25 protein-coding genes and 1 tRNA gene are annotated in these 23,708 nt (G+C 63.4%); 18 read left to right on the top strand and 8 right to left on the bottom strand.

The window, feature by feature from the left end; translation table 11 throughout:
- Positions 1–193 precede the first annotated feature (193 nt).
- From Amac_RS58460 to Amac_RS05645, 5 genes are all read left to right on the top strand, one after another.
- Positions 194–478, top strand: a complete 285-nt coding sequence (locus tag Amac_RS58460; RefSeq protein WP_507762638.1) for a UCP032817 domain-containing protein — start codon at positions 194–196, stop codon at positions 476–478.
- The gene (locus Amac_RS53505; protein WP_170322336.1) at positions 475–1,107 is read left to right on the top strand and encodes a GntR family transcriptional regulator; all 633 of its coding nucleotides are present in this window, start codon (positions 475–477) and stop codon (positions 1,105–1,107) included. The genes Amac_RS58460 and Amac_RS53505 overlap by 4 nt, the downstream gene beginning before the upstream one ends.
- A gap of 420 nt (positions 1,108–1,527) precedes the next feature.
- Positions 1,528–2,484 (top strand): SRA domain-containing endonuclease, encoded by a 957-nt coding sequence (locus Amac_RS05635; RefSeq protein ID WP_155353237.1) that lies wholly within the window; start codon positions 1,528–1,530, stop codon positions 2,482–2,484.
- Between the two features lie 266 nt (positions 2,485–2,750).
- Positions 2,751–3,971: a DNA sulfur modification protein DndB gene (locus Amac_RS05640; RefSeq protein ID WP_170322337.1), complete on the top strand. Its 1,221-nt coding sequence runs from the start codon at positions 2,751–2,753 to the stop codon at positions 3,969–3,971.
- A 265-nt stretch (positions 3,972–4,236) separates the two neighbouring features.
- Positions 4,237–5,115 (top strand): P63C domain-containing protein, encoded by an 879-nt coding sequence (locus Amac_RS05645; RefSeq protein ID WP_155353239.1) that lies wholly within the window; start codon positions 4,237–4,239, stop codon positions 5,113–5,115.
- Between the two features lie 940 nt (positions 5,116–6,055).
- On the opposite strand, the gene Amac_RS05650 is transcribed toward Amac_RS05645, so the two are convergent.
- Positions 6,056–6,781 carry an XRE family transcriptional regulator gene (locus tag Amac_RS05650; protein ID WP_155353240.1) on the bottom strand — a complete coding sequence of 242 codons (726 nt, stop codon included), beginning with the start codon at positions 6,779–6,781 and terminating at the stop codon, positions 6,056–6,058.
- A gap of 205 nt (positions 6,782–6,986) precedes the next feature.
- Between Amac_RS05650 and Amac_RS05655 the strand changes: the two genes are divergently transcribed.
- Entirely contained in the window at positions 6,987–7,526 is a 540-nt protein-coding gene (locus Amac_RS05655) for a GntR family transcriptional regulator (protein ID WP_155353241.1), read from the top strand.
- A 35-nt stretch (positions 7,527–7,561) separates the two neighbouring features.
- The gene (locus Amac_RS05660; protein ID WP_155353242.1) at positions 7,562–8,134 is read left to right on the top strand and encodes an HD domain-containing protein; all 573 of its coding nucleotides are present in this window, start codon (positions 7,562–7,564) and stop codon (positions 8,132–8,134) included.
- Here the strand turns inward: Amac_RS05660 and Amac_RS05665 are convergent.
- A complete protein-coding gene (locus Amac_RS05665; RefSeq protein ID WP_155353243.1) occupies positions 8,102–8,578 on the bottom strand; it encodes an NUDIX hydrolase in 477 nt (158 codons plus the stop codon). The two genes, Amac_RS05660 and Amac_RS05665, sit on opposite strands and share 33 nt — an antisense overlap.
- Before the next feature lie 2 nt (positions 8,579–8,580).
- Positions 8,581–9,321, bottom strand: coding sequence for a DUF5919 domain-containing protein (locus tag Amac_RS05670; protein ID WP_155353244.1), 741 nt, complete (start codon positions 9,319–9,321; stop codon positions 8,581–8,583).
- A gap of 147 nt (positions 9,322–9,468) precedes the next feature.
- Between Amac_RS05670 and Amac_RS05675 the strand changes: the two genes are divergently transcribed.
- Positions 9,469–9,684, top strand: a complete 216-nt coding sequence (locus Amac_RS05675) for a hypothetical protein (protein ID WP_155353245.1) — start codon at positions 9,469–9,471, stop codon at positions 9,682–9,684.
- Between the two features lie 177 nt (positions 9,685–9,861).
- Here Amac_RS05675 and Amac_RS05680 read toward each other — a convergent pair whose 3' ends face one another.
- The gene (locus Amac_RS05680; protein WP_246268087.1) at positions 9,862–10,227 is read right to left on the bottom strand and encodes a GntR family transcriptional regulator; all 366 of its coding nucleotides are present in this window, start codon (positions 10,225–10,227) and stop codon (positions 9,862–9,864) included.
- Between the two features lie 97 nt (positions 10,228–10,324).
- Here Amac_RS05680 and Amac_RS05685 point away from each other — a divergent pair, with 97 nt between their 5' ends.
- From Amac_RS05685 to Amac_RS05715, 7 genes are all read left to right on the top strand, one after another.
- Positions 10,325–10,654, top strand: coding sequence for an SCO3933 family regulatory protein (locus Amac_RS05685; protein WP_155353246.1), 330 nt, complete (start codon positions 10,325–10,327; stop codon positions 10,652–10,654).
- Positions 10,647–11,978 carry an FtsK/SpoIIIE domain-containing protein gene (locus tag Amac_RS05690; RefSeq protein ID WP_155353247.1) on the top strand — a complete coding sequence of 444 codons (1,332 nt, stop codon included), beginning with the start codon at positions 10,647–10,649 and terminating at the stop codon, positions 11,976–11,978. The genes Amac_RS05685 and Amac_RS05690 overlap by 8 nt, the downstream gene beginning before the upstream one ends.
- A gap of 16 nt (positions 11,979–11,994) precedes the next feature.
- Positions 11,995–12,651, top strand: a complete 657-nt coding sequence (locus tag Amac_RS05695; protein WP_155353248.1) for a DUF2637 domain-containing protein — start codon at positions 11,995–11,997, stop codon at positions 12,649–12,651.
- A gap of 18 nt (positions 12,652–12,669) precedes the next feature.
- The gene (locus Amac_RS05700; RefSeq protein WP_155353249.1) at positions 12,670–13,011 is read left to right on the top strand and encodes a hypothetical protein; all 342 of its coding nucleotides are present in this window, start codon (positions 12,670–12,672) and stop codon (positions 13,009–13,011) included.
- A gap of 234 nt (positions 13,012–13,245) precedes the next feature.
- Complete coding sequence (locus Amac_RS05705) at positions 13,246–14,592, top strand: replication initiator (protein ID WP_170322340.1); 1,347 nt, start codon at positions 13,246–13,248, stop codon at positions 14,590–14,592.
- The gene (locus Amac_RS05710) at positions 14,589–14,777 is read left to right on the top strand and encodes a helix-turn-helix transcriptional regulator (RefSeq protein ID WP_155353250.1); all 189 of its coding nucleotides are present in this window, start codon (positions 14,589–14,591) and stop codon (positions 14,775–14,777) included. The genes Amac_RS05705 and Amac_RS05710 overlap by 4 nt, the downstream gene beginning before the upstream one ends.
- Entirely contained in the window at positions 14,774–16,144 is a 1,371-nt protein-coding gene (locus tag Amac_RS05715; protein ID WP_155353251.1) for a tyrosine-type recombinase/integrase, read from the top strand. The genes Amac_RS05710 and Amac_RS05715 overlap by 4 nt, the downstream gene beginning before the upstream one ends.
- A gap of 84 nt (positions 16,145–16,228) precedes the next feature.
- Here the strand turns inward: Amac_RS05715 and Amac_RS05720 are convergent, their stop codons facing one another.
- From Amac_RS05720 to Amac_RS05730, 3 genes are all read right to left on the bottom strand, one after another.
- Entirely contained in the window at positions 16,229–17,482 is a 1,254-nt protein-coding gene (locus tag Amac_RS05720) for an SEC-C domain-containing protein (RefSeq protein ID WP_170322341.1), read from the bottom strand.
- Between the two features lie 501 nt (positions 17,483–17,983).
- Positions 17,984–18,072: transfer RNA gene (locus Amac_RS05725), tRNA-Ser, on the bottom strand.
- 110 nt (positions 18,073–18,182) lie between these two features.
- Positions 18,183–20,723, bottom strand: a complete 2,541-nt coding sequence (locus Amac_RS05730) for a MinD/ParA family ATP-binding protein (RefSeq protein WP_246268088.1) — start codon at positions 20,721–20,723, stop codon at positions 18,183–18,185.
- A gap of 115 nt (positions 20,724–20,838) precedes the next feature.
- Between Amac_RS05730 and Amac_RS05735 the strand changes: the two genes are divergently transcribed.
- Both Amac_RS05735 and Amac_RS05740 read left to right on the top strand, forming a co-directional pair.
- Positions 20,839–21,786, top strand: coding sequence for an NAD(P)H-quinone oxidoreductase (locus Amac_RS05735; RefSeq protein ID WP_155353253.1), 948 nt, complete (start codon positions 20,839–20,841; stop codon positions 21,784–21,786).
- Between the two features lie 5 nt (positions 21,787–21,791).
- Positions 21,792–22,313 (top strand): bacterial proteasome activator family protein, encoded by a 522-nt coding sequence (locus Amac_RS05740; protein ID WP_155353254.1) that lies wholly within the window; start codon positions 21,792–21,794, stop codon positions 22,311–22,313.
- 39 nt (positions 22,314–22,352) lie between these two features.
- On the opposite strand, the gene Amac_RS05745 is transcribed toward Amac_RS05740, so the two are convergent.
- Positions 22,353–23,183, bottom strand: coding sequence for an HAD family hydrolase (locus Amac_RS05745; protein WP_155353255.1), 831 nt, complete (start codon positions 23,181–23,183; stop codon positions 22,353–22,355).
- 241 nt (positions 23,184–23,424) lie between these two features.
- Here Amac_RS05745 and Amac_RS05750 point away from each other — a divergent pair, with 241 nt between their 5' ends.
- Positions 23,425–23,628 carry a cold-shock protein gene (locus tag Amac_RS05750; protein WP_155350042.1) on the top strand — a complete coding sequence of 68 codons (204 nt, stop codon included), beginning with the start codon at positions 23,425–23,427 and terminating at the stop codon, positions 23,626–23,628.
- The last annotated feature ends 80 nt before the right edge of the window (positions 23,629–23,708 follow it).

The raw sequence follows: 23,708 nt of genomic DNA on the forward strand, positions 1-23,708 counted from the left end.
CCGAATCCCCGCTCAGCGCCGAGTTGCCGCATCGGGAGCATGTCCGAAAGCTGGTCGATGACGTGTTGTGGGGCAGGCTGACGCGGCGGATCGTGCACGAGCATCCGGGTCTGTACCTGCCTTCGGCGGAAGGCGTCATGAATGAGGCGCTGGGTTTCTGTGGCTACTGGCCGGAGCGCCCGGCGGGGGCTATGTGCTCTCGCCCCGTGTTGGTGTCGGGTGGCACGTGTTCATCCTTCACACCCGTGAGTACGCGGCGTTCTGTGAGGGGTTGGCGGGGCGTTTCCTGCATCACGCGCCTCGGGATCAAGACGACACCGGTTGCCCCACCAGCCCCGGCAGCGGTCAGGGAAGTGGAGGTGTGGTTCGTACCGTCGCGGCGATGCGGGCGTGGGGGTTGGCGGTGAATGAGGCGCTGTGGTTCGGGATGGGCACGGCGACCTGTTGTGCGGGATACGCGGAGGAAGAGCTGGCATGAACAACGAGCAGTGGCGGCGAGCAAAGCCGGATGAGCTGAACCGGGAAGGCCCGGAACCGCTGTATCTCCAGGTGGCCGACATCCTGACGGACCGGATCAAGCGAGGGAAGCTGAGGATCGGGGACCAGGTTCCCGGCGAGACGGAACTGCTGCGGACCTATCGGATTTCGCGGGGTACGGCGCGGCAGGTGCATCGAGAGTTGCGCACGCGCGGCCTGGCGTACACGGTGCCGGCGATGGGAACCTTCGTCGGACGGCGGGACGTCACGCCCTCGCCGTATTCGATGCCCGCGTATGCGCTGATCGCCCGGGACCTGGCCACGCAGATCCGGGCGGGCGTCTACCCGCCGGACAAGCCGATCCCCACCCGTGGCGCGCTGAGCAAGCAGTATGAGGTCTCTGTGCATACGGTCCGGCACGCGATGAAGATATTGCAGGAAGCGGGTTGGGTGTTCTACCGCCAATCGCGCGGGACCTTCGTGGCGTCACCGGACCAGTGGCCCGATCCGGGAGTGTGGCGCAAGAGGATCGCGGTCGCGTGCGGTGCGGACCTCGTTGAGGACACACCCTTACCCCGGAAAGAGCCACCGGGTTTGGCTCCCCAAAGATCGGAAAAGAGCCTCGGATGATCTCCGAAACCCCTAGGGCCAGGAAGGATCTGGTCGGGACGACAGGATTTGAAACCCGCGACCTCTTGACCCCCAGGGCGTGGGGTAGGCGATTTTGCAGCTCAGCGGCCGTCAGGTGGCCATGAACGACGTCTAGTGACGTGCGGGTTGCTCGGCTGTGTGCAGGACGTGTGGTCCCCAAGTGGTCCCCGCCTTCGGCTGTCGTTGAGGTGCATTGAGTTGAGGTGCATTGAGCAGTCTTCGTTGCAGGCCGATCCCCTTCGCGATGCGCAGCACTGGCACGCCTGCACCCCTGGGCCTTCCAGTCAGGAGGTGAATCGGATGCCGAAAATCGACATCCGATTCCTATGTCCAGATTTGACCAGGAATATGGGTCGACACTACGATCCGCGTAGTTGATCACGACCTAGCGAGGCAAGCATGACCGCGGCCCTTCCCCAGGCATCCCCCTCGTGGACCCTCGTCCCCGGTGGCACCATCGAACGTAAGAAGCTTCACGAGCACTTCGGCGGGCGTACCCAGGGCGGCATCGGCCCGTCCAGCCGAACGCCGAACGTCTTCATCTTCACTGACCCCATCGCGGGCGAGAAGCACGGCTACTTCGACGGTTGGATGCCCGATGGGCTGTTCCACTACAGCGGCGAAGGACAGTACGGCGACCAGCGAATGATCTCCGGCAACGCGAGCATCCTCAACCACCAGAAGGAAGGCAGGGCTCTGCATGTCTTCCAGGGCGCTCGCGGAACGATCACCTACCTCGGCAGGTTCGAGGTGTACAACAAGGACCCGTGGTACGAGGCGGACGCCCCCGAGAGCGGAGGTGGGCCGCTGCGCCGTGTCATCGTCTTCCGCCTGAAGCCGCTCGACACCGACCCCCAACCGCCGCAGACCAAGCTTGCTCGCCTGCTCGCCGCTGCCGACAAGCCTGAAGCTGAGGATCAGGTGCAGGATCTTCCGTTGGAGCAGCAGCTCACCGAGCGCAGTTTCGTCAACCCCGCGCAGGAGCCGTACGAAGCGGAACGGAAGGAGGCCAGCTTGGTACAGGCCCTGGCTGACTACCTGCGCGGCAAGGGACACACAGTGGGCCGGCACCAGATGCTTCCCAAAGGCGAAACGCGACCACTCTTCACCGACCTGTACGACAAGGACCTGACGCTTCTGGTGGAGGCGAAGGGCAGCGTCACCCGGGAAAACGTCCGCATGGCAATCGGTCAGCTCGCCGACTACGGCCGATTCCTCACGGAAGCCATCCGAGCCATCCTGCTTCCGACCGAGCCCCGCACCGACCTGCTCTCGCTCGCCCACGGCCAGGACATCGTCGTCATCTGGCCGGTCAAGGGCGGCTACGCGACCAGCAAGGCCGACTTCACCCTGTAGGCCAGTGCGCGGGAAGCCGCCAGCCGACGCTGGCGGCTGGGGGCGCCTAGTGAGGGACATCAGCTCGGCCGTCTTCTCCGCCAGCAGGCGTTAACGAGCCATTCCTGCACGTCATCACACCAATGAAGTACTACGCGAGAAGTATTCATGACTACGCAGGATTTGAGCCGTTTGCCAGATGCCATTCCTGCGTAGTACAGTCCATTTCGGCACCTGACGCCCTCCCGATTCCCCCGAATCTGCGTCAGGGCACGCATGGAGGCGTTATGCCCAAGATCCACATTCCCGTGATCGCTTACGAGCAGGGTGGCCGGCAGATGCTGGTTACTGCTATGAGCCCGGTCGATCTAGTCCGGATGGTCTCCAAGCCGGAAGCATGGGACCCGGTAAAGACCACCACCCATGGCAACCGTCCCCGGGATCCCGCTCACCTTCAGGGAATCGTCAAGTACCTGGTGGAGGAAGAGCACTTCGTCCTCGGGGCGGCGGTGCTCTACTTGACCACCAAGGAGGCCACGTTCACCCCGGCAGAGCTCCCCGGCGTCACGACCGAGAGCGACGCCGCTAAAATCGGCACGCTAGCCGTGGACATCGGCGCCAAGTTCGACATCGGCGACGGTCAGCACCGCATCGGCGCCCACGAACACATCGTGAGTACGCGCGACGATGACGACCCTGTACTGGAGCGTCTAGCAAAATCAGGGCAGCCGATGATCATCGTCATCGACGACAACCCCAAGCGACGCGCCCAGGACTTCACCGACCTGCAGCGCAATGTCAAGACACCTACCGCATCCCTCGCCCAGTCGATGGACCGCCGACAGCCGATCAATCGCGAGTTGAGCGAGATGTTCGACGTGGTACCCCTGTTCAACGACCGCGTCGAATATTTCAAGGACAACCCGGGGAAACTGTCGGCGAAGCTGTTCTCCTTCAAGACGGTCCGCTACGTCTCCGGGCTACTGCTGGTCGGCAACGGCTACCGCAGTCCGGCGACCATGGACAAGGCAGTCAACGCCAAGTTCGAGGGCACCGTCGTCAGCGACGCCGACGCGGCGCGTGCGAAACTGACCGAGTTCTGGACTTCGCTCGGCGAACTAGTCCGATTCGCAGATGTCGTTGACGGTGAGATAAAGACCCCTGAACTGCGGGAGGCCACCTATCTGACCTCTGCTGGCGTCCTGTACGCCATCGCCCTCGCGGTCTACCAGGCGCACTTCCTACTGAAGATCCCGGTAAAGGACGCCGTGAGAGCGCTGGATTCAGTGAACTTCGACCGCACCGCAAAGACCTCCGGCATCACGACCGAGGACACCATCTTCGCCGGCAACCTCATCGATCCGGAAACCGGCAAGCTCCAGGCTGGCCGCACAGCTTGGGAGACCGCCGCCGCTGTCCTGCTGAACGTCATAGGCTACGATCCGGACATCCAGAAGATTCTGGAGAGCAACGGGCAGGACCACCTGCTGGCCTCTCTATCTAAGTAGGCCATGAACCGGCTCCATCGGCGAAGCTCTAGGTGATGAGCGCGGAGAAAGTGACGTCAAAAGCCACCTACTCCGCGCTTATCGTCATTCCGTGCGAACGTCGGCACTAGCTTGCCCTAATTCTCTCCGTATGATGTGACAGGCACAACGCAGGGACGCCCGTTTCATCCGTATTGTCTTATTAGCCGCATATTGTACTATTTATCCGACTGTGTACTTAAGCCAAGCGCGCAGTCTTCGCCACTACTCCTATTCGGAGGATTCGATGAGCGCCATCGATAGGGCGTCTGTGCCCCCCAGCCCTTTCGCTAAGCACCGTGGGATCTTGCCTCTCGGGCGCCATGAGATCGAGTGCTATGTCCTCGACAACGGTGAGCGGGTACTCGCCCTGCGCGAGGTGGTACGTGCACTCACAGATACTGATAGCGGCAATCTCGATAATTATATTGGCGCCCAAAGCCTGCAGCCTTACCTGAACAGCAAAGAAATTCTCGAATCTGCGATCGAATATCACATTCCTGGAACCCAATTCACGGGCAAGGGAATCCGGGCGGAGTCGTTTCTTGAAATTTGCCATGCATATGTAAGTGCGCTAGCAGATAACGGCTTGAGTACCGAACGCCAGAACCAGGTCGCGACTCGGGCAAGCATCCTCCTTTCAGCGTGCGCAAAGGTCGGCCTTATCGCTCTGATCGACGAAGCGACTGGCTACCAGTATGAGCGCGCAGAAGATGCACTACAACTCAAACTTCGCGCTTACATTTCCGAAGAACTTAGAGAATGGGAAAAGACCTTTCCTGATCAGCTCTGGGAAGAATTTGGCCGCCTGACACGATGGCAAGGACCCTTGCACTCTCGCCCTAAGTGGTGGGGAAAGCTTGTGATGGAATTGATCTACGAGGCTCTCGATCCGGATGTAGCCAAAGCGCTTAGGGATACAAAACCAGATCCACGACACGGACAGAACTATCATCAGTGGCTAACCGAGCACAAAGGACTCAAAGAGCTTGTAACACATATTAATCAAGTGATTGGCATCGCCAAGACGTGTGAAACCATTACAGAGCTAAAGGAAAAAGTAGCTCTCTACTACGGCCGGCACCCAGTCCAGCTTACGCTCATAGCGCCCCCCTCACCGAAGTAAGTCTTCAATCGGCGGCTATTGCGGTACGCAGCCTGATCTCTCCGTACGCCATCGTCCAACTCACGGGGCAAGCTCGGGTAGTCCCACACATCTTTCCCTTTGCACTGATCTTCCCGTCCGCTATCGACCCGCCCCGGAGGGGCAGTAGGCCGGTGACGGAGGGTCAAGCTCGGCTTCGCGTGTACATGTTCCCGGTGGCATTCCTCGCGCGCTGGTTGCCCTGCCGGCACAGCCGGGCTTGAGCTGGAGTCGCTGGTCTGCTGGGCTTGCCCGGGTTGATGGCGGGCGGGACGATCAGGGTCCTCAGCCATTCACGGGTCTTAGCTTCTTGATCTGCGAGCTTCCCAGATGCAGGAGTGCCCCGGGGTTTGGGGCAGCGCCCCAAGGTCTTCCCTCCATTCAACCTTCTCGCTCATCCCTCCTCCTTCTCCGGCTTTCTCTCTTTCGCCAGTGTCGTCCTACTGGTCTCCGGGAATCTTCTCGGCTCATACCCTCTTCCCCGCCATGACCCGTTCACCGTGCTGGGGAGAGAACCCCATCGGCACAATCAACTGCCGCCATCTATGTCCCACGCCGCTTGTCGGCGTGGTGCGCGCCGCTGCCGGCGGACCGGCCCGAAGAGGCCGCAGCCGCCGGCGGGCGAGCGCGCGGACCAACACATGAAACTCATCGTCGTGTGCCCTCATTCGTGCGGACTGTGATGGCATCTGGGCAGCGCTTTGCACCACTCAAGACCTCGAACTCAACCCAGAAGTGCCCGGGAAGCAGCCTGAAGGAATAGCTTGCCGCCCGAACCTTTCCCCGACACGTCCGCTCCCCGCGGGGCCGCCTTCTCTGCTGGATCGCCCAGCTGCGCCCCTCTCCCCAACGGGCGTTCCTCTTCCCCCACCCCCGCCTTCCGCGATAGCGGCTTGAATAAGTAGAGATAAGTTTCTTTCGATCATGTGCCGGGGTCTGCCGTCTCCCAGGTCCGTTCGAAGCTGGTCAGGTACACGGGGAAGCTGCCCTGGTCTCCGTTGGCACGTAGGTGAACCACGGGGGCGTCGGCCGCTGGTGTCCCGTAGACGTGTGCGTTGATGAGTAGCTCATCGTCGGCTCGGTAGATCGAGTTGTAAAGCACCGTGCGATGGAACCGGAACTCGGCGCCGGGGAGTCCTCGGAGCGGCTGGAAGAGGGTGACCGCGTTGCGGATCTTGGCTGAGATGGTACTGCCGCCGATACGTTCGTCGGCTCCTCGGGTGGCGACTTCTTGGCTATCGGGGTCTCCGAGGAGGACGCGCACTCTTACGCCGTTGCAGGCTCGGTCGGCGATGGTACGGAGCAAGCCGGCGTCTTCGGCGAGGAAGAGGCTGCTGTAGGCGAGGATGCCAATTTCCTCGGTGGCACCCTCGAAGAGGGCTTGCCAAGTTGCGTGCGGGACGGCCCAGCGGTGGGGGTAGACGGCAAGGATCTCGTTGGAGACGTGTTGGCGGCGCGGTACGGTTTCCGGCCAGATTTCGCTTTCGTCGATCTGGAGGAGGTCGGCGATGGCCCAGCGGTGTCGTGGGTAGGGGATGCGGCCCTTGAGCCAGCGGTCGACGGTCTTGGGGTCCACGGCCAGTGCGGACGCTACGTCGACGGGGCGTAGGCGGGCTTTGATCAGGGCGTATCGCAGGTTGTCGCTCACGGGCACCTCTCGTGGGCGTGGGCTCTGCCTGCGACGCTAACATAAGAAGTCCCTAGACGTCCCTCGTGTGGGGTGGATAGGTCCTTCTTCCCGCTAGAGGCTCGACCAGCATGAAACATCACACGCTCGCCTCATCGATCAATCGAATCCACGCCCGGCCGATCAGGCTAGGCGTAGATCGTCTTGGCGAGTCGGGACACCTACGTTGACCAACCGCAACGTCCTGGACGGGTCGATGAACGACGAACCGGAACGGCTGAATCGTCGACTCGTCTATCCAAGAATCGTCACGAAGATCCGCGAGAGGATCGCGGCGGCCGGGTATCAGCCGGGATCGCTGCTCCCCTCCGAGAACGCTCTATGCCAGGAACTTCGGATCGCACGTAATACGCTGCGGCGGGCGCTCACTGAACTCAAACGAGAAGGCTTGCTGGATACGATCCCTTCCAAGGGGTGGGTAGTCGTCGCGGAGGCATGTCCACAGCAGGACCGGTACAAGTACGAGGGCATCGCCCGGGTCTTCCGCGAGCAAATCCAGACCGGTCTCCTGCCACCAGGTGCCCCGGTGCCCAGCGAAGCAATGTTGCGGCAGGAACTCGGTATTTCCCGGTACACCGTGCGCTCGGCTCTGGCCGTTCTCGAACGTGAGGGACTTCTAGAGACGAGACAAGGCAAGGGCCGGTACGTCACCCGCCGCGCACCTGCGGAAATAGGACGTCCCGGGACGTCCAACCAGCAAGGCTAGATGTCCCCCGGGGTCACCTCCTTATCGTGAACAGCATGAGACAAGTCGAATGGGCTCGTGAGCTGGCACGCAAGGTTCTGGAGCGGCATCTGCCACGCCGCTGGGAGCACTCGCAAGGGGTGGGCCGTCGCGCCGAATCGCTGGCGCCGATCCTCGGCAAGGACGCGGAGATCCTGGCCGCGTCCGCGTGGCTGCACGACATCGGTTACGCCCTTGAACTGATCGACACCGGATTCCACCCGATCGACGGCGGCCGATATCTCCGCGACGTGCACGGCGCCGACGAACTGTTGTGCCGTCTGGTGGCCCACCACACCTGCGCTGAGATCGAGGCGGGCCAGCGTGGCCTTCTCGACATTCTCACCGGTGAGTTCCCGAAGGAGCGCGGCGACCTGGTGGAGGCGCTGACGTTCTGCGACATGACCACGAGCCCGGATGGGCTGCCGTTGACCGTGATGGATCGGCTGGCCGAGATCCGCTCGCGCTACGGACCCGACGACGAAGTCACCTGGTGCATTAATCGGGCTGAGCCGCACATTCTGTCGGCGGTCCGATCCGTGGAGACCCGGTTGGCGCTATCCGATGTGCGGCTTGACTGCCTGGTCTAGGTAGTGGCCGATCCGCAGGCGCATCGAGCGATCCATCTTCAGATCCGCCACCTGGTCGCGTGGCACCCATTGAACCTCGGTTGACTCGCTGCTCGGGGTGGGCTCGCCGCTGACGGCCTGGGCGGTGAGAACGATGGAGAACTCCTGCCGGGCCTCGCCGTTGCTGGTGTAGAGGATCACGTGACGGGGATCGGTATAGGTCCCGACCAGTCCCGTGATCTCGCAGACAATTCCGGTCTCTTCGAGGGTCTCGCGAATGCCTGCGTTGGGAAGTGATTCGCCGAGATCGATCGCACCTCCGGGGACGGCCCAGTTCCCGTTGTCGCTGCGGCGGATCATCAGGATGTCTCCGGCGGTGTTGGTCACCACGACGTTGACCGAGGGGACGAGGCTGTTGGGTGCGGGAGCGTCGGGGTCGTCGTAGAAGTCGATCCGTTTGCCCATGGTCAGGACTCTACCGGGGTGGCCTCGGACCACACGCGTTCGAAGCTTTCGAGGTAGGTGGTCACCATGTCGCCGCCGGCGACCCGGCGTAGATGGAGAACCGGGGCGTTGGCGGCAGGGGCGCCGTAGACATGGGTGTTGACGAGAAGCTGGTCGTCGGCGCGATAGATCGAGTTGTAGAGGATCGTGCTGTGCAGCCGGATCTGTACGCCGTCAATGCGGAGGATGGGCCGGTAGAGGACCAGCGCGTTGCGGACTTTGGCCGCCATCCCTTCGTCGATGCCCTCGTCCACACCCCGTTGGGCAACCTCTGCACTGTCGGGATTGCCCAGGAGAATTCGTATCTGAACGCCGGTGCGGGCCTTCTCGCCAAGAACTCGGACCAGCCCGGAATCCTCGGCAAGGAACATGCCGCTGTAGACCAGAATGCCGATCTGCTCGGCGGCGTCGGAGAACAGACGTCCCCAGGTGTCACGCGGGACGGCCCAGCGGTGCGGGTAGACGGTGACGATCTCGCTCTCTGATGCTGAGGCCACCTGTTCGCGTGTCAGCGCTTCCGGCCAGAGATAGGACTCGTCCATTCCGAGATGTGAGGAGACCGCGTACCTGTGCTTTCGGTATGGTGCGCGGCCTTTGGTGATCCACCGCTCAACGGTTTTGGGGTCCACCTCGATGGCTGCGGCCAGCTCGACGACGCTTACCCCGCGCTCCAAGAGAGCCGCGCGTAGTCGCTCGTTCGCCATCTCACCTGCCCGCCTGGGACGTTCGGGGACTCGTTCATCCTAAGCCGGACGTCTTGCACACGTCCGGTCGTGTAGTGATCTCGTCCTGACACTTCCTCGCACCCTCGGTATGGAGCACCAACCCACCGAGGAAAAGGAGGAGTGATCTTGACCAACACGATTACCGCCCCGGGTGAGGAACCCGCCACCTGCGCCTGCGGCGCGGCCCTGGCCGAGGGGCAGAAACTCTGCCGCAAGTGCGCGGCTCGCGAACGCTGGGCCAAGCGTCAGGCGGCCCGGCTGCGCCTCAAGCGGCGTCGCAACCTCAGCCGTCGCCCTCCGCGCGACCCGCACCGCACGCCCATCGTGGGCGCCACGTCATGACCTGGCTTCCGTTGATCGTCGCGGCGATTCTGGCCGCAGTCGTACTGGTCGGCTTCGTCGTGGTCCTGATCGGGATGCGCCGCGAGGACAACAGCCGGCACCTCCCGAGCAATGCGCCGACCGTCTCGTCGGCGTTCGCCCGGCGGGTGACCGGTTGCCACGTCTACGACGACCGCGCTAGTTACGTGTCTTCGGATCGGCTGCGGGCAATGCCGCCTCGACCTGCTCCAGGCGGCGGGTCAGGTCCTGCACGGCACTCCGCAGGGCAGTGACTTCGGTCCGTAGATCCGAATCCTGCTCCGGCTGCCCGTCCTCCTGGACGAACACGCCTTTGCCCTGCTGGCCGACGACAAGACCCTCGTTGCGCAAGATCCCCACGGCCATCTTCACGACCGACAACGAGGCGTCGAACTGCTCGGCCAGCTGGGCGGTGGACGGCAACGGCTCACCGGGCGCGAGAAGTCCGCCGCGAATCCGCTCCCGCAGTTCGTCGGCGATCTGAAGGTATCCGGGCCTGCCCGTCTTCTTGACCATCGCGCTCATCTCACCACGGCAGACCCGACCAAGCCAACCATGAGCACATTGACAACCAAGCCAACTAGGTCAACTATGTTGGCTATGAGCTAAGGAGGTTTACGACATGCGAACCATCCCGATCCCCGTCGACACGAACAGGCTCACCTTCACCTGCGTGAAGTCACCACGCCCCCGCCTGCTGAACAAGGACACCGGGGAGATCAAGACCGACAAGACCGGACAGGTCGTCTACGAGGTCATCTGCTCGGTGGAAGACACCTTGGGACGGATCGAGCTGGTCAAGGTCGCCGTCTCCGGCGAACCGCCCGTCACCTCCGGAGACGAGGTGATCCCGGTCGACCTGGCGGGCTACGTCTGGGAGATTTCCGGACGGTGGGGGATCTCCTACCGGGCTACCGCCTTCACTTCCGCCCGGGGAGACGGCGTTGCCTGAGTCCCTACACCTTCCGCTGCTGGTCCTCGCCGCTGTGCTCGTCATGGCGGCGGGGCTGCCGGGCTGGCGTCGCCTGCACTACCGGTCCTTCTGGCTGGTGGCCGGCTACCCGATGACCGCGTTATCGGTGTGGGCCTCCTGGCGACGAGTGGCGCTGGGCTGCGGGCTGACCAAGAAGCGGCAACGCTACTGGTTCACCCTCGTACCGGGAAGCGTCGCCTCCACCGGCCTGGTCAAGGTCAAGCGACGTTTCCAGCGGGTCTCGGTCGACACCCGCCCGTTCATGTGGCTCCCCAAGCCGACCCGGCACGGATGGCGCGTCACCCTGCACACCCTTGAAGGGCAGACTCCCACCGACTACTCCGAAGCTGCGGAACGGCTCGCGCACTCCTGGGGAGTCCACGCCGTACGAGCCTCTTCGCCACGTCCGGGGCGAGTCGTCCTGGCCGCGACCGTGCGAGATCCGCTCGTCCGGATAGATCAGCTTCCACCCTCCACGGAACTTCTCCGGGTGACTGTGGGCCGCCTGGAATCCGGTACGCCGTGGATGATCGACTTCAAGACGATCCCTCACTGGCTTAACGCCGGTGCCACCCAGTCCGGGAAGTCGAACTTGGCGAACGCTCTGATCGTCGGGCTGGCTCCTCAACCGGTCGCCCTGGTGGGCTTCGATCTCAAGGGCGGTGTTGAGTTCACCCCGTACGAACCCCGCCTGTCGGCACTGGCCACCACACGCGCCGAATGCTCGGCACTGCTCGCTGATCTGATCGCCCTGATGATCGACCGGATGGGCCTGTGCCGGATGGCCGGCGCTCGTAACGTGTGGCGGCTTCCTCCGGCGATTCGTCCCGTGCCCGTGGTCGTTCTTGTCGACGAACTGGCAGAGCTGTACCTGATAGGCGACAAGTCCGAAAAAGATGAGGTGGCCCGGATTTCGACGGCACTCCTGCGGGTGGCCCAGCTTGGGCGGGCCTTCGGGATCTACCTGTTCTGCTCGGGCCAGCGGATCGGCTCCGACCTCGGGCCAGGCGTGACCGCGCTGCGCGCCCAGTGCTCCGGCCGGATCTGCCACCGGGTCAACGATCCCGAGACCGCGACGATGACGCTCGGCGACCTCGACCCGGCCGCTCTCGTCTCCGCCCGTGCCATCCCCGCAGAGACACCCGGCATCGCCATCGTCGCCGGACAAGACGGCCAGTGGTACCGGGCTCGCTCCTTCTACGTGGCCGAAGCCACCGCGGAGCATACCGCGCGAACGTACGCCCACCTGGCACCCGACTGGGACCGGGTCCTCAATCCCGAACCACACGACATCCCCGCCTAACACGAGAGGAGGAACGATGCGACGCCTTGCCCTGATGCTGCTCGACTCGGGCCCGGTCATCGTCTTGGCCGCTATCGCGGGTGCCGGATCGTTCACCCACATTCGCGACACGGCCATCGATCACGGGCAGACCGGGTGGATGTCGTGGGCGGTGGCGGTCTGCGTCGACCTGACATGCGTCATGGCCGCACGGGAACGGCAACGCGACAAGCGGACCGGCCGCACCCGGCACGGACTGATGTCCTGGCCAACGCTCGTCCTGGTCGCCGGAATCGTGCTATCCCTGGCCGCCAACCTGCAACAGGCCGAACCAACCGTTTGGGGCTGGCTGACCGCTGCGATCCCCGCCGGCGCCTTCCTCGTCGCGGTCTCGATGCTCGAACGCCGCGCGACCGACCCCAAGCCGGAGGCGGGTCTTCAGACGGAACCCGTCCCCATGCCGTCCTCGCTGCCGGACCGTCCCGTCCTCGTCCCCGCCGACTCCTCCAACCAGGACGAAACGACCGATCCGGCTCCCGTGCTGCTCGACTACGCCCGGCGCGTGGCCGACGAACACCACACCAAACACGGCAAACCCATTACCCGCGACGCCCTGCGCGCCCGCCTGGGTGTCTCCAACCAACTCGCCTCACAGCTACTCCGGGACCTTCGACCCGTACGAGAACCCGCCTGAACGAAAGGAGACCCCACCATGACCAACGACCGCTACGACATGATCACCGGCCTTCGCGACCTGGCCGACTTCCTGGAGACCAATCCCAACATCCCGGCTCCCCGCAACGTCACCATTCACCACTTCCCGGCGCGGCACGCGGACGACGAGATGTGCGCCGAAGTCGACAAGGTCGCCGCACTGCTCGGCAGCGAGATCAACAGGAACGACGTCCCGCATGGGTACTACCGCACCTCAGTCCACTTCGGACCGGTCGAGTACACCGCATTGGCCGTCCTCGCCCACCGACGCGCCACCTACGAGGCTGAGACCTCCTACTTCGGTTGCGTCACTCCCGACATCCCGGCCTGCGCCACCTGAACGAGGTGGACCCCTCAGACGAACCACTCCCGGTGATCCGCTACCGCTGCTGCACCTGCAACGGAACCGGCCTCGACGGCGACGGCGAACGCTGCCGCGACTGCGACGGAATCGGGATCGACAACCACGGCGCATGAATGCGCAAGCGCCTCCGGCCTGGCCGTACATCCGCCAAGACGCCTGCCAGGTCGGAGGCCATCCCCTCACCCGAACGAGTGAAAGGAGGTCCCCATCTTGCCCCGAAACACCACCAGCACGCACGCAATCACGGGGGTGATCACCCGACTCAACCGCCCGGACTTCGACCGATGGGCCGCTCAGATCCGACGCGCGGGCGGCTGCCGGCAACCGATCCACCTACGCGGCAAAGTCGAACACCGGGACACCACGACCGGTACCCTCATCCACCGCTACAGCACCCGCCTGGAACCCGGCGGCGCCCTGCGGATCGCCTGCAAGACGCGACGGTCCTCACGCTGCGAGGCGTGCGCCAAGACTTACCGCGCCGACACCTACCAACTCATTCGCGCGGGCCTGGCCGGCGGCAAGGGCGTTCCCGCTACGGTGACCGCTCACCCGTGCCTGTTCGTCACACTCACCGCGCCGTCCTTCGGCGCCGTCCACACCCACCATGCACGAAACGGTAGGCCGCTCCCGTGCCACGCCCGCCGCTCTGCCGCCACCTGCCCACACGGCATCGTCATGTCCTGCACGGTTCGCCACGCTTCCGACGATCCGGGCCTCGGCGAACCACTGTGTCCCGATTGCTACGACTACACCGGTTCGGTGCTGTTCAACGCACTGGCGCCGCTGTTGTGGAAGCGGTTTACCGACGCTTTGCGCCGTCACCTGGCCAAGAGCGCCGACCTGACCGTTAAGGAACTCCGCGAACAGGTCGTGATGTCCTTCGCCAAAGTTGCCGAATACCAACGCCGTGGCGTGGTCCACCTCCACGCCGTGATCCGCCTTGACGGCCCAGCCGGACCCGGTTCCCCACCTCCAATTTGGGCAACGGAAGAAGCCTTGGCCGATGCGGTACGACGGGCCGCCCACGTCGTCTCCGCCGTAGGTCTCGACGGCCACAAGCCGCTGCGCTGGGGCAACCAGCTCGACATTCGCCCGATCACCCTGGACGGCGGCCTCACGGCACGAGCCGTAGCGGCCTACATAAGCAAGTACGCCACCAAAGCCGCCGAATGCACCGGCACACTCGACCGGCGTATCTACCCCCTCGAAGACCTGTCCGCCCTCCCCATCCGCCATCATGCGCGACGGATGATCGCCGAATGCCTCCGCCTGGGCACACGCAACGACCTGAGCCACCTCCGGCTCATCCACTGGGCTCACATGCTCGGCTTCCGTGGGCACTTCGCCACCCGATCCCGCCACTACTCCACCACTCTCAGCGCGCTCCGAGCCGACCGCGCTAACCACGTCATGGGTCAGCTGATCGCCAGTGGACGTTATCCCCACCTGGACTCGAAATCCGTCCACGTGTTCTCCGACTGGAAATACGCAGGACGTGGCCTCACCTCCGGCGACATGCTCGTGGCCGACGCGATCACGGACGGTACGCGATGAGCCGCCGCGACGAACTAATGGGCGTCCCCGAGGTCCTCGACGAACTGCGCGTCTCGCGTCGGACCTTCTACCGCTGGCGCGAACTCGGCCACGCGCCCAAGGGCCTCAAACTGCCCAACGGCGAAATCCGCATCTACCGGAGCGAATTCACCACATGGCTTGAATCCCTGCGGGAGATGTCATGAACACCTCCTACGATGTGAAGTTCTGGGAGATCCGCCGGAACCAGTCGAGTAAGACGCCGTCCTATGTCGTCCGGTGGAAGGTCGGCGGCCGCCAAAAGTCCAAAACGCTGCGGACCAAAGCTCTTGCTGAAAGTTTCCTCTCCGATCTTCGGCAGGCAGCAAAGCAAGGTGAGGCATTCGACCTAGATACCGGCCTCCCGGTTTCTATGATCAAGGTCAAGAACGCCACCACATGGTACGGCTTCGCACTTGCGTACGTGGACATGAAATGGCCGCACGCCGCCGCGAAGACTAGAGACAGCCTTACGGACGCACTCGCGACCGTAACGCCTGCCCTGGTGAGTGAGAACGCCCCATACAAGCCAGATCCCCACGTGCTCAGGGAGGCGCTTCGCCAATACGCGCTCCCTCCCGCGTCCCGGCGACTCGACCCGCCCTCGGCGATCCGCTCAGCTCTCACCTGGCTGGAACGACACTCCCTGCCGGTTACCGACCTCGCGAAAGTACGCAACGTACGACTTGGCCTTGACGCGATAACATTGCGTCTCGACGGAGAGGCCGCCGCTGCTACCACGATTTCCCGAAAACGTTCAGTCTTCTACAATGCTCTGCAATATGCGGTTGACCTCGAAGAATTGACGTCCAATCCCATCGACAAGGTCAAGGCATGGAGGCCACCCAAAGTACGTGAGGTCGTAGATAGGCGGATTGTCGTTAACCCACGCCAAGCGCGCGAATTACTAACGGCAGTGACATATGTGGGAAGGCTCGACCGGGGCCGTCACCTGCGGGCGTTCTTTGCCTCCCTCTACTTCGCAGGGTTACGCCCTGCTGAGGCTCTCGACCTGCGTATTCAGAACTGCTACCTCCCAGATGAGGGCTGGGGACGCCTCCTACTCGCCAAATCCAAGCCACAGGCGAACAGACGGTGGACGAACAGCGGGAAGGCTCATGACGATCGCGGCCTCAAGCATCGCGCCGACGATGAAGGCCGGCCGGTGCCCATCCCGCCCGAGCTGGTCACCATCTTGAGGGAGCACATCGAGGAATTCGGTTTCCACGAGGATGGCCGTCTCTTCCGGACCTCACGTGGCGGGATCATCTCGATCGGAACCTACTGTGCGGCGTGGAGGGCGGCCCGGACCTTCGCGATGACGCCCGAACAGACGGCCTCGCCGATGGCGGCTCGCCCCTACGACCTCAGACATGCGGCGGTAAGCCTGTGGCTGAACGCTGGTGTTGCACCTCCGGACGTTGCTGAACGCGCGGGGCATGGCGTTGACGTTCTGCTCAAGGTCTACGCGAAGTGCATCGACGGCGGTGCGGAGATCGCGAATCAACGGATAGAAGATGCCCTCACAACTTGAGCACGCCAACGCTTATAGGGCCACGGCTATGCCGAGGTCCTTTTCGCTTACGTTGACATTCGGCCACTACACAGCCGGCTACAGCTAGCGGCGATGACAGCGCTTGAACTTGCGTCCGCTACCACAGGGGCATGGGTCATTGCGACCTGGACTGAAGGGTCGAGTGTGTCCAAACATATGATTCGCTACACCATAATTCCATTCTATCTTTTCGCGAATACCCTTTGGAACATGACTCACCCCATCCAGGTATACGTGTGTATATTCCACACCATGGGCAACCTCGCGAACCCCTATTCCTAGCGCCTCGACTTTAGTCTTGCGCGTTTCGGCCCACTCATTCATTCTCACTAGTGTTAGATAAAAGAGCTCAGCGGTCCACTGGAACTGATCACGCCAATGCTTCTCAGATCCACAAAGGTAGACAAGAAGCTTATCCTGAATGACGATATTTCCACTGGCCGAGATTGCAGCCTCTTTGAATTCGCGACGCTTCTGTAGTGTCCACTGGCCCACAGTGGCCATTATGCTTGTTGGAACATCGTCAAGAAATGCGAGGATCATACGAATATCTTTAGGACTAAGGCCTGGACCACGCGGAAGACCACTCCAAACCTTTGCAATGAGCTCCTGATACAGCTCTATTCCCAACGGATCATCATATGCCGCAGATGAGAACCAGGGATGGGATGTCTTTGATCTCCCTCCCGCTTTCTTAGCGATGTGGCAGATTTCGAAGAATCGGGCCTGCTCCCGACCAACGATCGTCGGAATCCCCGACTCTTCTACCAAGTCGATATAGTGCAGAATTCCGCTCACAGACCGAATGTGTCCATGCAGCTGTTCCCAGTCACCAAGAGATATACAAAATACCCTACGCGGCAAGTTGACTACGAACTCTGGATTTTTCGGGTGATCCACAATTACTATGATTGGCCACCGTTCACAATGAACGGAAAGCTCCAACTCAAAATCGGGTCGACGAATCTCTGGAAAGTCGAGCGCTCGGACCGGAGTTGCCCTTAGCGGTTTCCCTTTTTGATACTGCTGGATCGTACGCTTGCTTCCATACCCCTGCCTAATGGCAGAATCAATATATTTCCGGATGACGCGCTCCGCTTTTTCCGAAGAATCTCGAAGTCCAGCTCGTCGGTCCCGTGCTTTAACCTGAAGAATGGCGCCACGGTCACCAACAATGAGCATCCCATCACCTACCTCCCGCCACCCCGCGCCTTTACGCACAAGCGGTTGCCCATAAACGAAGTCAGGGATACCTAGATACGCCGCGACCTCCCGCGCTCGCCGTTCTGCTTTATCCCCAGCACTCTCAGTCTTCACATAACCACTATCCCACCCAGATAGATCGCTTGGTATTGCTTTACCGGCTTTGCAGTAGCGTCCGCAAGATACGACACCCAGACCTAAAGGGCGCAAAGTCATACATTTGTGGGCAATATACGTGAAGTGCTATAAATGTTCGTTCCATTGCACCGTTGTGTGCTGAGCTACGGGGAGCGCCCGACCTACGTCACGAAACCGCAGTCCTGGCGGAGTCGAAGGCTGGGCCAAGCATCAGCACGGAACGATCTCCCTAAGGCACTACACCAATAGTGCTGATTCAGTCAGCATGCTGGGACCCATGTTGATGATGGTGTGGTTTCGTGACGCCGGCCGATTCTAAGCTCGCCTGGGCAAACACCTTCAACATCATTCCGCGTATATTCCGCGAACACCGACCTAGAGCGGCTCAGGGTGACCTACGGCTGCCTGACCTGGCGTTGATCCACCTGGCTACGGCCAGGCGTACGCGCTGGTGAGGCGGCGTTTTGGGAGGTAGGGCGGAGAGCGTGGGATTCGAACCCACGAGACCGGTCACCCGGCCTAGCGGTTTTCAAGACCGCCGCCATCGTCCACTAGGCGAGCTCTCCTGGTTGTGTGTCTGGAGTGCACTTTAGTGGGTTGGTGGGTGGGGGCGCGACTGAGTAGACGATCTCTCCCGCTTCGGAGGGGTTCGGGGGGAAGCGGGAGAGGGGGGCGGCTAGAGCTGGTCGGGGATTTCGGAGTAGCGGCGTTCGGTGAAGGCCTGGGGGCCGGCGAAGCCGTCGCCGACGGAGGCGGCTAGTTTGAGGAAGGCTTGTTGGGTGGGTTCTTGCATGCGGTCTAGGTCGATTTCGGCGCCTTCTTCCAGGTGCGGGTCGTACGGCACGCGGATGACGGCGCGGCAGCGGGCCGCGAAGTGGGCTTCGAGGCGGTTGAGGTCGACCGTGGATTTGGAGCGGGGGCGGACGCTGCACAGGACGACTGAGGCTGCTTTGACCAGGTCCGCGTAGTGGTGGGCCTCGAGCCAGTCGAGGGTGGCTGAGGCGGCTCGGGCGCCGTCCACGGAGGGGGAGCTGACCAGGACTAGTTGGTCGGCCAGGCCGAGGACGCCGGACATGGCGGAGTGGAGGAGGCCGGTGCCGCAGTCGGTGATGCAGATGGAGTAGAAGTTTTCCAGGACCTGGGAGACCGCCTGGTAGTCGGCGGCGGAGAAGGCTTCGGAGACCGAGGGGTCGCGGTCGGAGCCGAGGATCTCCAGGCGTGACTGGGTCTGGGAGGTGAAGGCGCGGATGTCGACGTAGCGGCGGATCTGAGCGCGTTCGTTGAGAAGGTCGCGGATGGTGGCGGAAGTCTCTAGTTCGACCTTGTCGGAGAGCGTTCCACGGTCGGGGTTGGCGTCCACGGCGATGACTCGGTCGCCGCGTACCTGGGCGAGGGTGGCGCCCAGGCCGACGGTGGTGGTGGTCTTGCCGACGCCGCCCTTGAGGCTGAGTACGGCTACCCGGTGGTGGCCGGCGGCGACGGGGGTGCGGGCGCGGGCGATCAGGTCGCGGCGGCGGCGTACTTCGGAGGATTCGCCGGGTTTGATGATGCCGGCGGAGGCCTTGTAGATCAGGCGGCGCCAGCCGTTTTCGGGGGCGTTTCTGCGGCCTTTGAGAAGGCTGAGGGGGTCGAGGCTGTCCGCAGAGGGTTTGCCGCCCGAGCGGGAGGACGAGGTTCGGGACGGGGAGCCGAACGCGGCGGCCGGTGCCGGGGTGGCCTGACGGCGACGAGCCTGGTACGGCTCGCGGTCCTTGTCGGGGTCACGGTCACGATCGAATGCCGGGCGGTCCGCGAGGTCCTCGCGGAGGGAACCGCCGAACCGGTTCTCGTCTCTTGCCGGAAGGCCGAAGGGACCGCTGTCGTTGCGGGAGTCGCGTAAGTCGCGAAATTCCCGTATTTCGCCGGTGTCGCGGCCGTCGCGGAGATCTCCTGATTCGCGATGGTCGCGGCCCTCGCGGAGATCGCGCGGGTCGGGGAAGTTGCCTGTGTTGCCCGAGTCCCGTAGGTCGCGCGGGTCAGGGAAATTGCCTGTGTTGCCCGAGTCGCGAGAGCCGAGGGTGTCATCCCGGGTACCGAAGCGATCACTGAGGGTGCCGGACGAGCCACCTTTGGATCCGAACGGGCCGCCCTTGGCGCCGAATGAGTCGTCCTTCGCGCCGAAAGCGTCCTCTTGTGTGCTGAACGATCCGTCTTTTGCCCCGAAAGCGGTCTCCGAGGTGCCGAAGGAGCTCTCTCTGGATCCGAACGGGCCACCCTTGGCGCCGAAGGGGTTGTCCTTCGCGCCGAAAGGATCGTCTTTGGTGTCGAATGAGCTGTCCTGCCCGTCCTTCGACCCGAACGCGCCGCTCCTCCCGAACGAGCTCTCCTTGGAGGCAGCCGAACCCTCGGCACCGTCCTGTCCGAAGGAGCCATCCTGACCGAACTTGCCGTCCTTCGTGCCGAATGAACTGTCCTGCCGGAACGCACCGGAAGACGAGCTGTCCTGGCCGGTTGAACTGTCCTTCCGGAACGGACCATCCTCCGCCCCGAACGGGTTGTCCTTCGCGAAGGGGCGCTCCGTTCCTCCGAAGCCGCCCTCCTGCGTCCCAAATGAACTGTCCTGGCCGGAGACGCCGTCCCGCGTGCCGTACCCGCCGAAGCGCTCGGTGGTGTGCTCGTCCCGCCCAGCGGCCCCGAAGCGCTCGATCGGGATCGGTCCAGTGAAACGTTCGGCCTCGCCGGGGTCGGAGTCGGCGACCGGTCGTGCCGGTTCCAGCCAGCCGCGGACCGGCTCGTCGGCGGCGTCCTGATCGCCCGCGTGCGAGACCCGGGCGTCCGAACCGCCGAATGCTCCGACGTTGTACGAATCCGTATCAACCGGTGACTCGCCGAACGCGCCTCGACCGCCAACGAAGGGGCCTGGCTCTGCGGGTGGGTTGGTTGGGGCGTCGTCGTCCGAAGCCGGGGAGGCGTCGGTGCCGTACCCGGAATCGACCGAAGAGCGGAACAGTTGGCCGGAGGACGGTTCGGACGGAACCGACAGCCATGGATCTTTGGGGTAGGGCGAAGCCTCCTCCGGGGGCGCCGGTGGAGGGCCTACGGGGGCAGAGGACGCCAAAGAGGACGCGGTGACAGCGCTTACCGCGATGTCCACCTCGTCCGGCATTTCCTTGATCGCGTCTAGCCAGGCCAACTGGTCTTCGAGAGAATGGGGATCCTCACGATCGTGTCTTGCCACCGTGTTTCCCCCTCGGGATGGGCTAAAGGGGCAGCAACCACATTGAAGGTTAGCGCCCCGTAACACAACGAACGTGACCAACCGTCGAGTTCGCCTCTCCGTTACTTTAGGTCACATGCGAGCCATCATGATTTCGGCCCCCGGCGGGCCGGACGTACTCACCTGGCAGGAAGTCCCCGATCCGGTGCCCGGGCCGGGTGAAGTGGTCGTTGACGTGGCCGCTTCCGCGGTGAACCGGGCGGACCTGCTGCAGCGGCAGGGCTTCTACCCGCCGCCGGAGGGCGCCTCCGAAATCCCCGGACTGGAATGTTCCGGTGTCATCTCCGAAATCGGATCCGGTGTGGACGGACTGCGCATCGGTGACGAGGTGACCGCTCTGCTGGCGGGCGGTGGGTACGCCGAGCGGGTCGCCGTACCGTGGCAGCAGGTGATGCCCGCGCCGACGGCGCTCGTCGACGCGGCTTCGCTGCCTGAGGTCGCCTGCACGGTCTGGGCCAACGTTTTCATGAGCGCGCGGCTGCGCAAGGGCGAGACGCTGCTGATCCACGGCGGCGCGAGCGGCATCGGCACGATGGCCATCCAGCTCGCGAAGGCGTTCGGCTCGCGGGTGATCGTCACCGCGGGGTCGGCGGAGAAGGTCGCGCGCTGTCTGGAGCTCGGAGCAGATGAAGGAATCAACTACCGAGAGGAGGACTTTTCTACCAGGCGGGCCGACGTGATCCTCGACATCATCGGTGCGAAATACCTCAAACAGAACGTTGATGCGCTCAACACCGGCGGGCGGCTTGTGGTGATCGGGTTGCAGGGCGGCGGGGTCGGGGAGCTCGATCTCGGCAAGCTGCTCGGCAAGCGGGGGTCGGTCATGGCGGCGGGGTTGCGGAGCCGTCCGGCGGATGAGAAGGGGGTGATCTGCCGGGGTGTGGCGGAGAATGTCTGGCCGCTGGTGAGCGCGGGAGCGATCAAGCCAGTGATCCACGCCCGGATCCCGATGGAGCACGCGGCGGAGGCGCATCGGCTGCTCGAACGCGGGGACCACGTCGGGAAGATCCTGCTAGTAAGTTGAGAGCTATGAACGCTGAGGAAAGCACCCCGCACGTGGTGGTCGTGGGTCCTGAGGGACTTTCGCTCGGTGGGGACAAGGAACCCGAAGAGCGCTCCATCGCCGACCTGGTCGAACAGCCGGCGAAGGTGATGCGTATTGGCAGCATGATCCGCCAGCTGCTGGAAGAGGTCCGCGCGGCGCCGCTGGACGTGCCGAGCCGCAAACGGCTCAAAGAGATCCATTCCAGCTCCATCAAGGAGCTGGAGGACGGTCTCGCGCCGGAGCTCGTGGACGAACTGGAGCGGCTCTCGCTGCCGTTCACCGATGACGAGAAGGGCGAGCCGCCGAGCGAGGCCGAGCTACGGGTCGCGCATGCCCAGCTGGTCGGCTGGCTGGAAGGCTTGTTCCACGGCATCCAGACCACCCTGTTCGCGCAGCAAATGGCCGCTCGCGCTCAACTTGAACAAATGCGGCGTGCCCTGCCCGGTGGCCTCAACCAGGGCCAACCCGACGATCACGGGCAGCGCGCGTCCGGCCCGTACCTCTAAATCCGCCCAGATCGGCCGCAGTCGCGGCCGTATCTGGTTTTAGTTTCGGTACAGGCGCTCCAGCACCTGGGCCACTCCGTCGTCGTTGTTCGTGCTGGTCACGTGGTCCACGGCCGCCAGGACGTCGGGATGGGCGTTGGCGACGGCATAGGAGGTTCCGGCCCAGGTCAGCATCGGCAGGTCGTTGGGCATGTCCCCGAATGCCACCACCTCTTCGGCTTTGATCTGGTTGCGTACGGCGAGCCCGGCCAATGCGGAGGCCTTTGTGATGCCGTGGGCACTCATCTCCATCAACGCGCGCCCGCTCGAATGGGTCGCAGTTACCAAATCCCCCACAAGCGCATGAACACGCCGATAAAGCTCGTCGGGTCCCATCGATGGATGGAGTGCGAGCAATTTCGCGCAGGGGCGGGAGATCAGCGTGGGTGCGCGTACGCTCGCGACGCCGATGCGGTCCGCGTCCCAGCTGCCCAATCGAAAGGCTGATTCGTGCGCGAATCCGCCCTCGTACTCCACGGCGAACGTTAATTCGGGTATCTCGAATCGCAGCCGCCGTACCGTTTCGGCGAGGGTCGGCGGGTCGATCAGGTGGGACTCGACGATGGTCTCGGTGTGCAGGTCGTAGACGAGTGCGCCGTTCGCGCAGATGGCCAGGCCACGGTGGTGGAGCACGTCGGCGACGGTGTGCATCCAGCGGGGCGGGCGGCCGGTGACGAAGACGAGGGTGGAACCGGCTTGTTCGACGGTGGCGAAGGCGGCGGCGGTGCGGGGGGAGATGGTTCCGTCGGAGCGCAGGGCGGTTCCGTCCAGGTCTGTCGCGATCAGACGAGGAAGCTGGGATGGGCGGTGATGGAGATGCGGGCTAGCCATAACACGTTCCAGTTTGCACTGTGATGCGCGCGCGCCGTACAAGGGGATGTCAGGAGAGGAATTCTCCCCCGGACATGGAACACCCCGGGTCCGCCATAGTGTTAGATGGCATGGCGTTGTATTAGCTGTTCCCGCAAGCGCGAAACCAGTTCGACTGATATGAGCCACCCGGGGAGCTGTGCGACACACCGGGGTGCGCGAGGTGTGTACCCCAAGATTCACTTCCTTAGGGAGAGCGTTAATGGCTCAGGGAACCGTCAAGTGGTTCAACGCGGAAAAGGGCTTCGGCTTCATCGCCCCGGACGGCGGCGCGCCGGACGTGTTCGTCCACTTCTCCGCGATCTCGGGTAACGGCTACCGGAACCTGGAAGACGGCCAGCGCGTGGAGTTCGAGGTCACCGAGGGCCCCAAGGGCCCGCAGGCGTCGCAGGTACGCGCCCTCTAGAAACCGATATTTCGTGCATTCCGGGTTTTATCGGACGCGATCGGGCGACGCTCGGTCGCCACGACCAGGCCGCGGGGTCG

It is taken from the genome of Acrocarpospora macrocephala (assembly GCF_009687865.1).
In the GTDB taxonomy this organism is placed as follows: Bacteria; Actinomycetota; Actinomycetes; order Streptosporangiales; family Streptosporangiaceae; genus Acrocarpospora; species Acrocarpospora macrocephala.

Coding starts and splice junctions, on each gene's coding strand:
- Amac_RS53505 (WP_170322336.1), top strand. CDS start 475: ATGAACAACGAGCAGTGGCGGCGAGCAAAGCCGGATGAGCTGAACCGG.
- Amac_RS05635 (WP_155353237.1), top strand. CDS start 1,528: ATGACCGCGGCCCTTCCCCAGGCATCCCCCTCGTGGACCCTCGTCCCC.
- Amac_RS05640 (WP_170322337.1), top strand. CDS start 2,751: ATGCCCAAGATCCACATTCCCGTGATCGCTTACGAGCAGGGTGGCCGG.
- Amac_RS05645 (WP_155353239.1), top strand. CDS start 4,237: ATGAGCGCCATCGATAGGGCGTCTGTGCCCCCCAGCCCTTTCGCTAAG.
- Amac_RS05660 (WP_155353242.1), top strand. CDS start 7,562: ATGAGACAAGTCGAATGGGCTCGTGAGCTGGCACGCAAGGTTCTGGAG.
- Amac_RS05665 (WP_155353243.1), bottom strand. CDS start 8,578: ATGGGCAAACGGATCGACTTCTACGACGACCCCGACGCTCCCGCACCC.
- Amac_RS05670 (WP_155353244.1), bottom strand. CDS start 9,321: ATGGCGAACGAGCGACTACGCGCGGCTCTCTTGGAGCGCGGGGTAAGC.
- Amac_RS05680 (WP_246268087.1), bottom strand. CDS start 10,227: ATGAGCGCGATGGTCAAGAAGACGGGCAGGCCCGGATACCTTCAGATC.
- Amac_RS05685 (WP_155353246.1), top strand. CDS start 10,325: ATGCGAACCATCCCGATCCCCGTCGACACGAACAGGCTCACCTTCACC.
- Amac_RS05695 (WP_155353248.1), top strand. CDS start 11,995: ATGCGACGCCTTGCCCTGATGCTGCTCGACTCGGGCCCGGTCATCGTC.
- Amac_RS05700 (WP_155353249.1), top strand. CDS start 12,670: ATGACCAACGACCGCTACGACATGATCACCGGCCTTCGCGACCTGGCC.
- Amac_RS05710 (WP_155353250.1), top strand. CDS start 14,589: ATGAGCCGCCGCGACGAACTAATGGGCGTCCCCGAGGTCCTCGACGAA.
- Amac_RS05715 (WP_155353251.1), top strand. CDS start 14,774: ATGAACACCTCCTACGATGTGAAGTTCTGGGAGATCCGCCGGAACCAG.
- Amac_RS05735 (WP_155353253.1), top strand. CDS start 20,839: ATGCGAGCCATCATGATTTCGGCCCCCGGCGGGCCGGACGTACTCACC.
- Amac_RS05740 (WP_155353254.1), top strand. CDS start 21,792: ATGAACGCTGAGGAAAGCACCCCGCACGTGGTGGTCGTGGGTCCTGAG.
- Amac_RS05745 (WP_155353255.1), bottom strand. CDS start 23,183: ATGGCTAGCCCGCATCTCCATCACCGCCCATCCCAGCTTCCTCGTCTG.
- Amac_RS05750 (WP_155350042.1), top strand. CDS start 23,425: ATGGCTCAGGGAACCGTCAAGTGGTTCAACGCGGAAAAGGGCTTCGGC.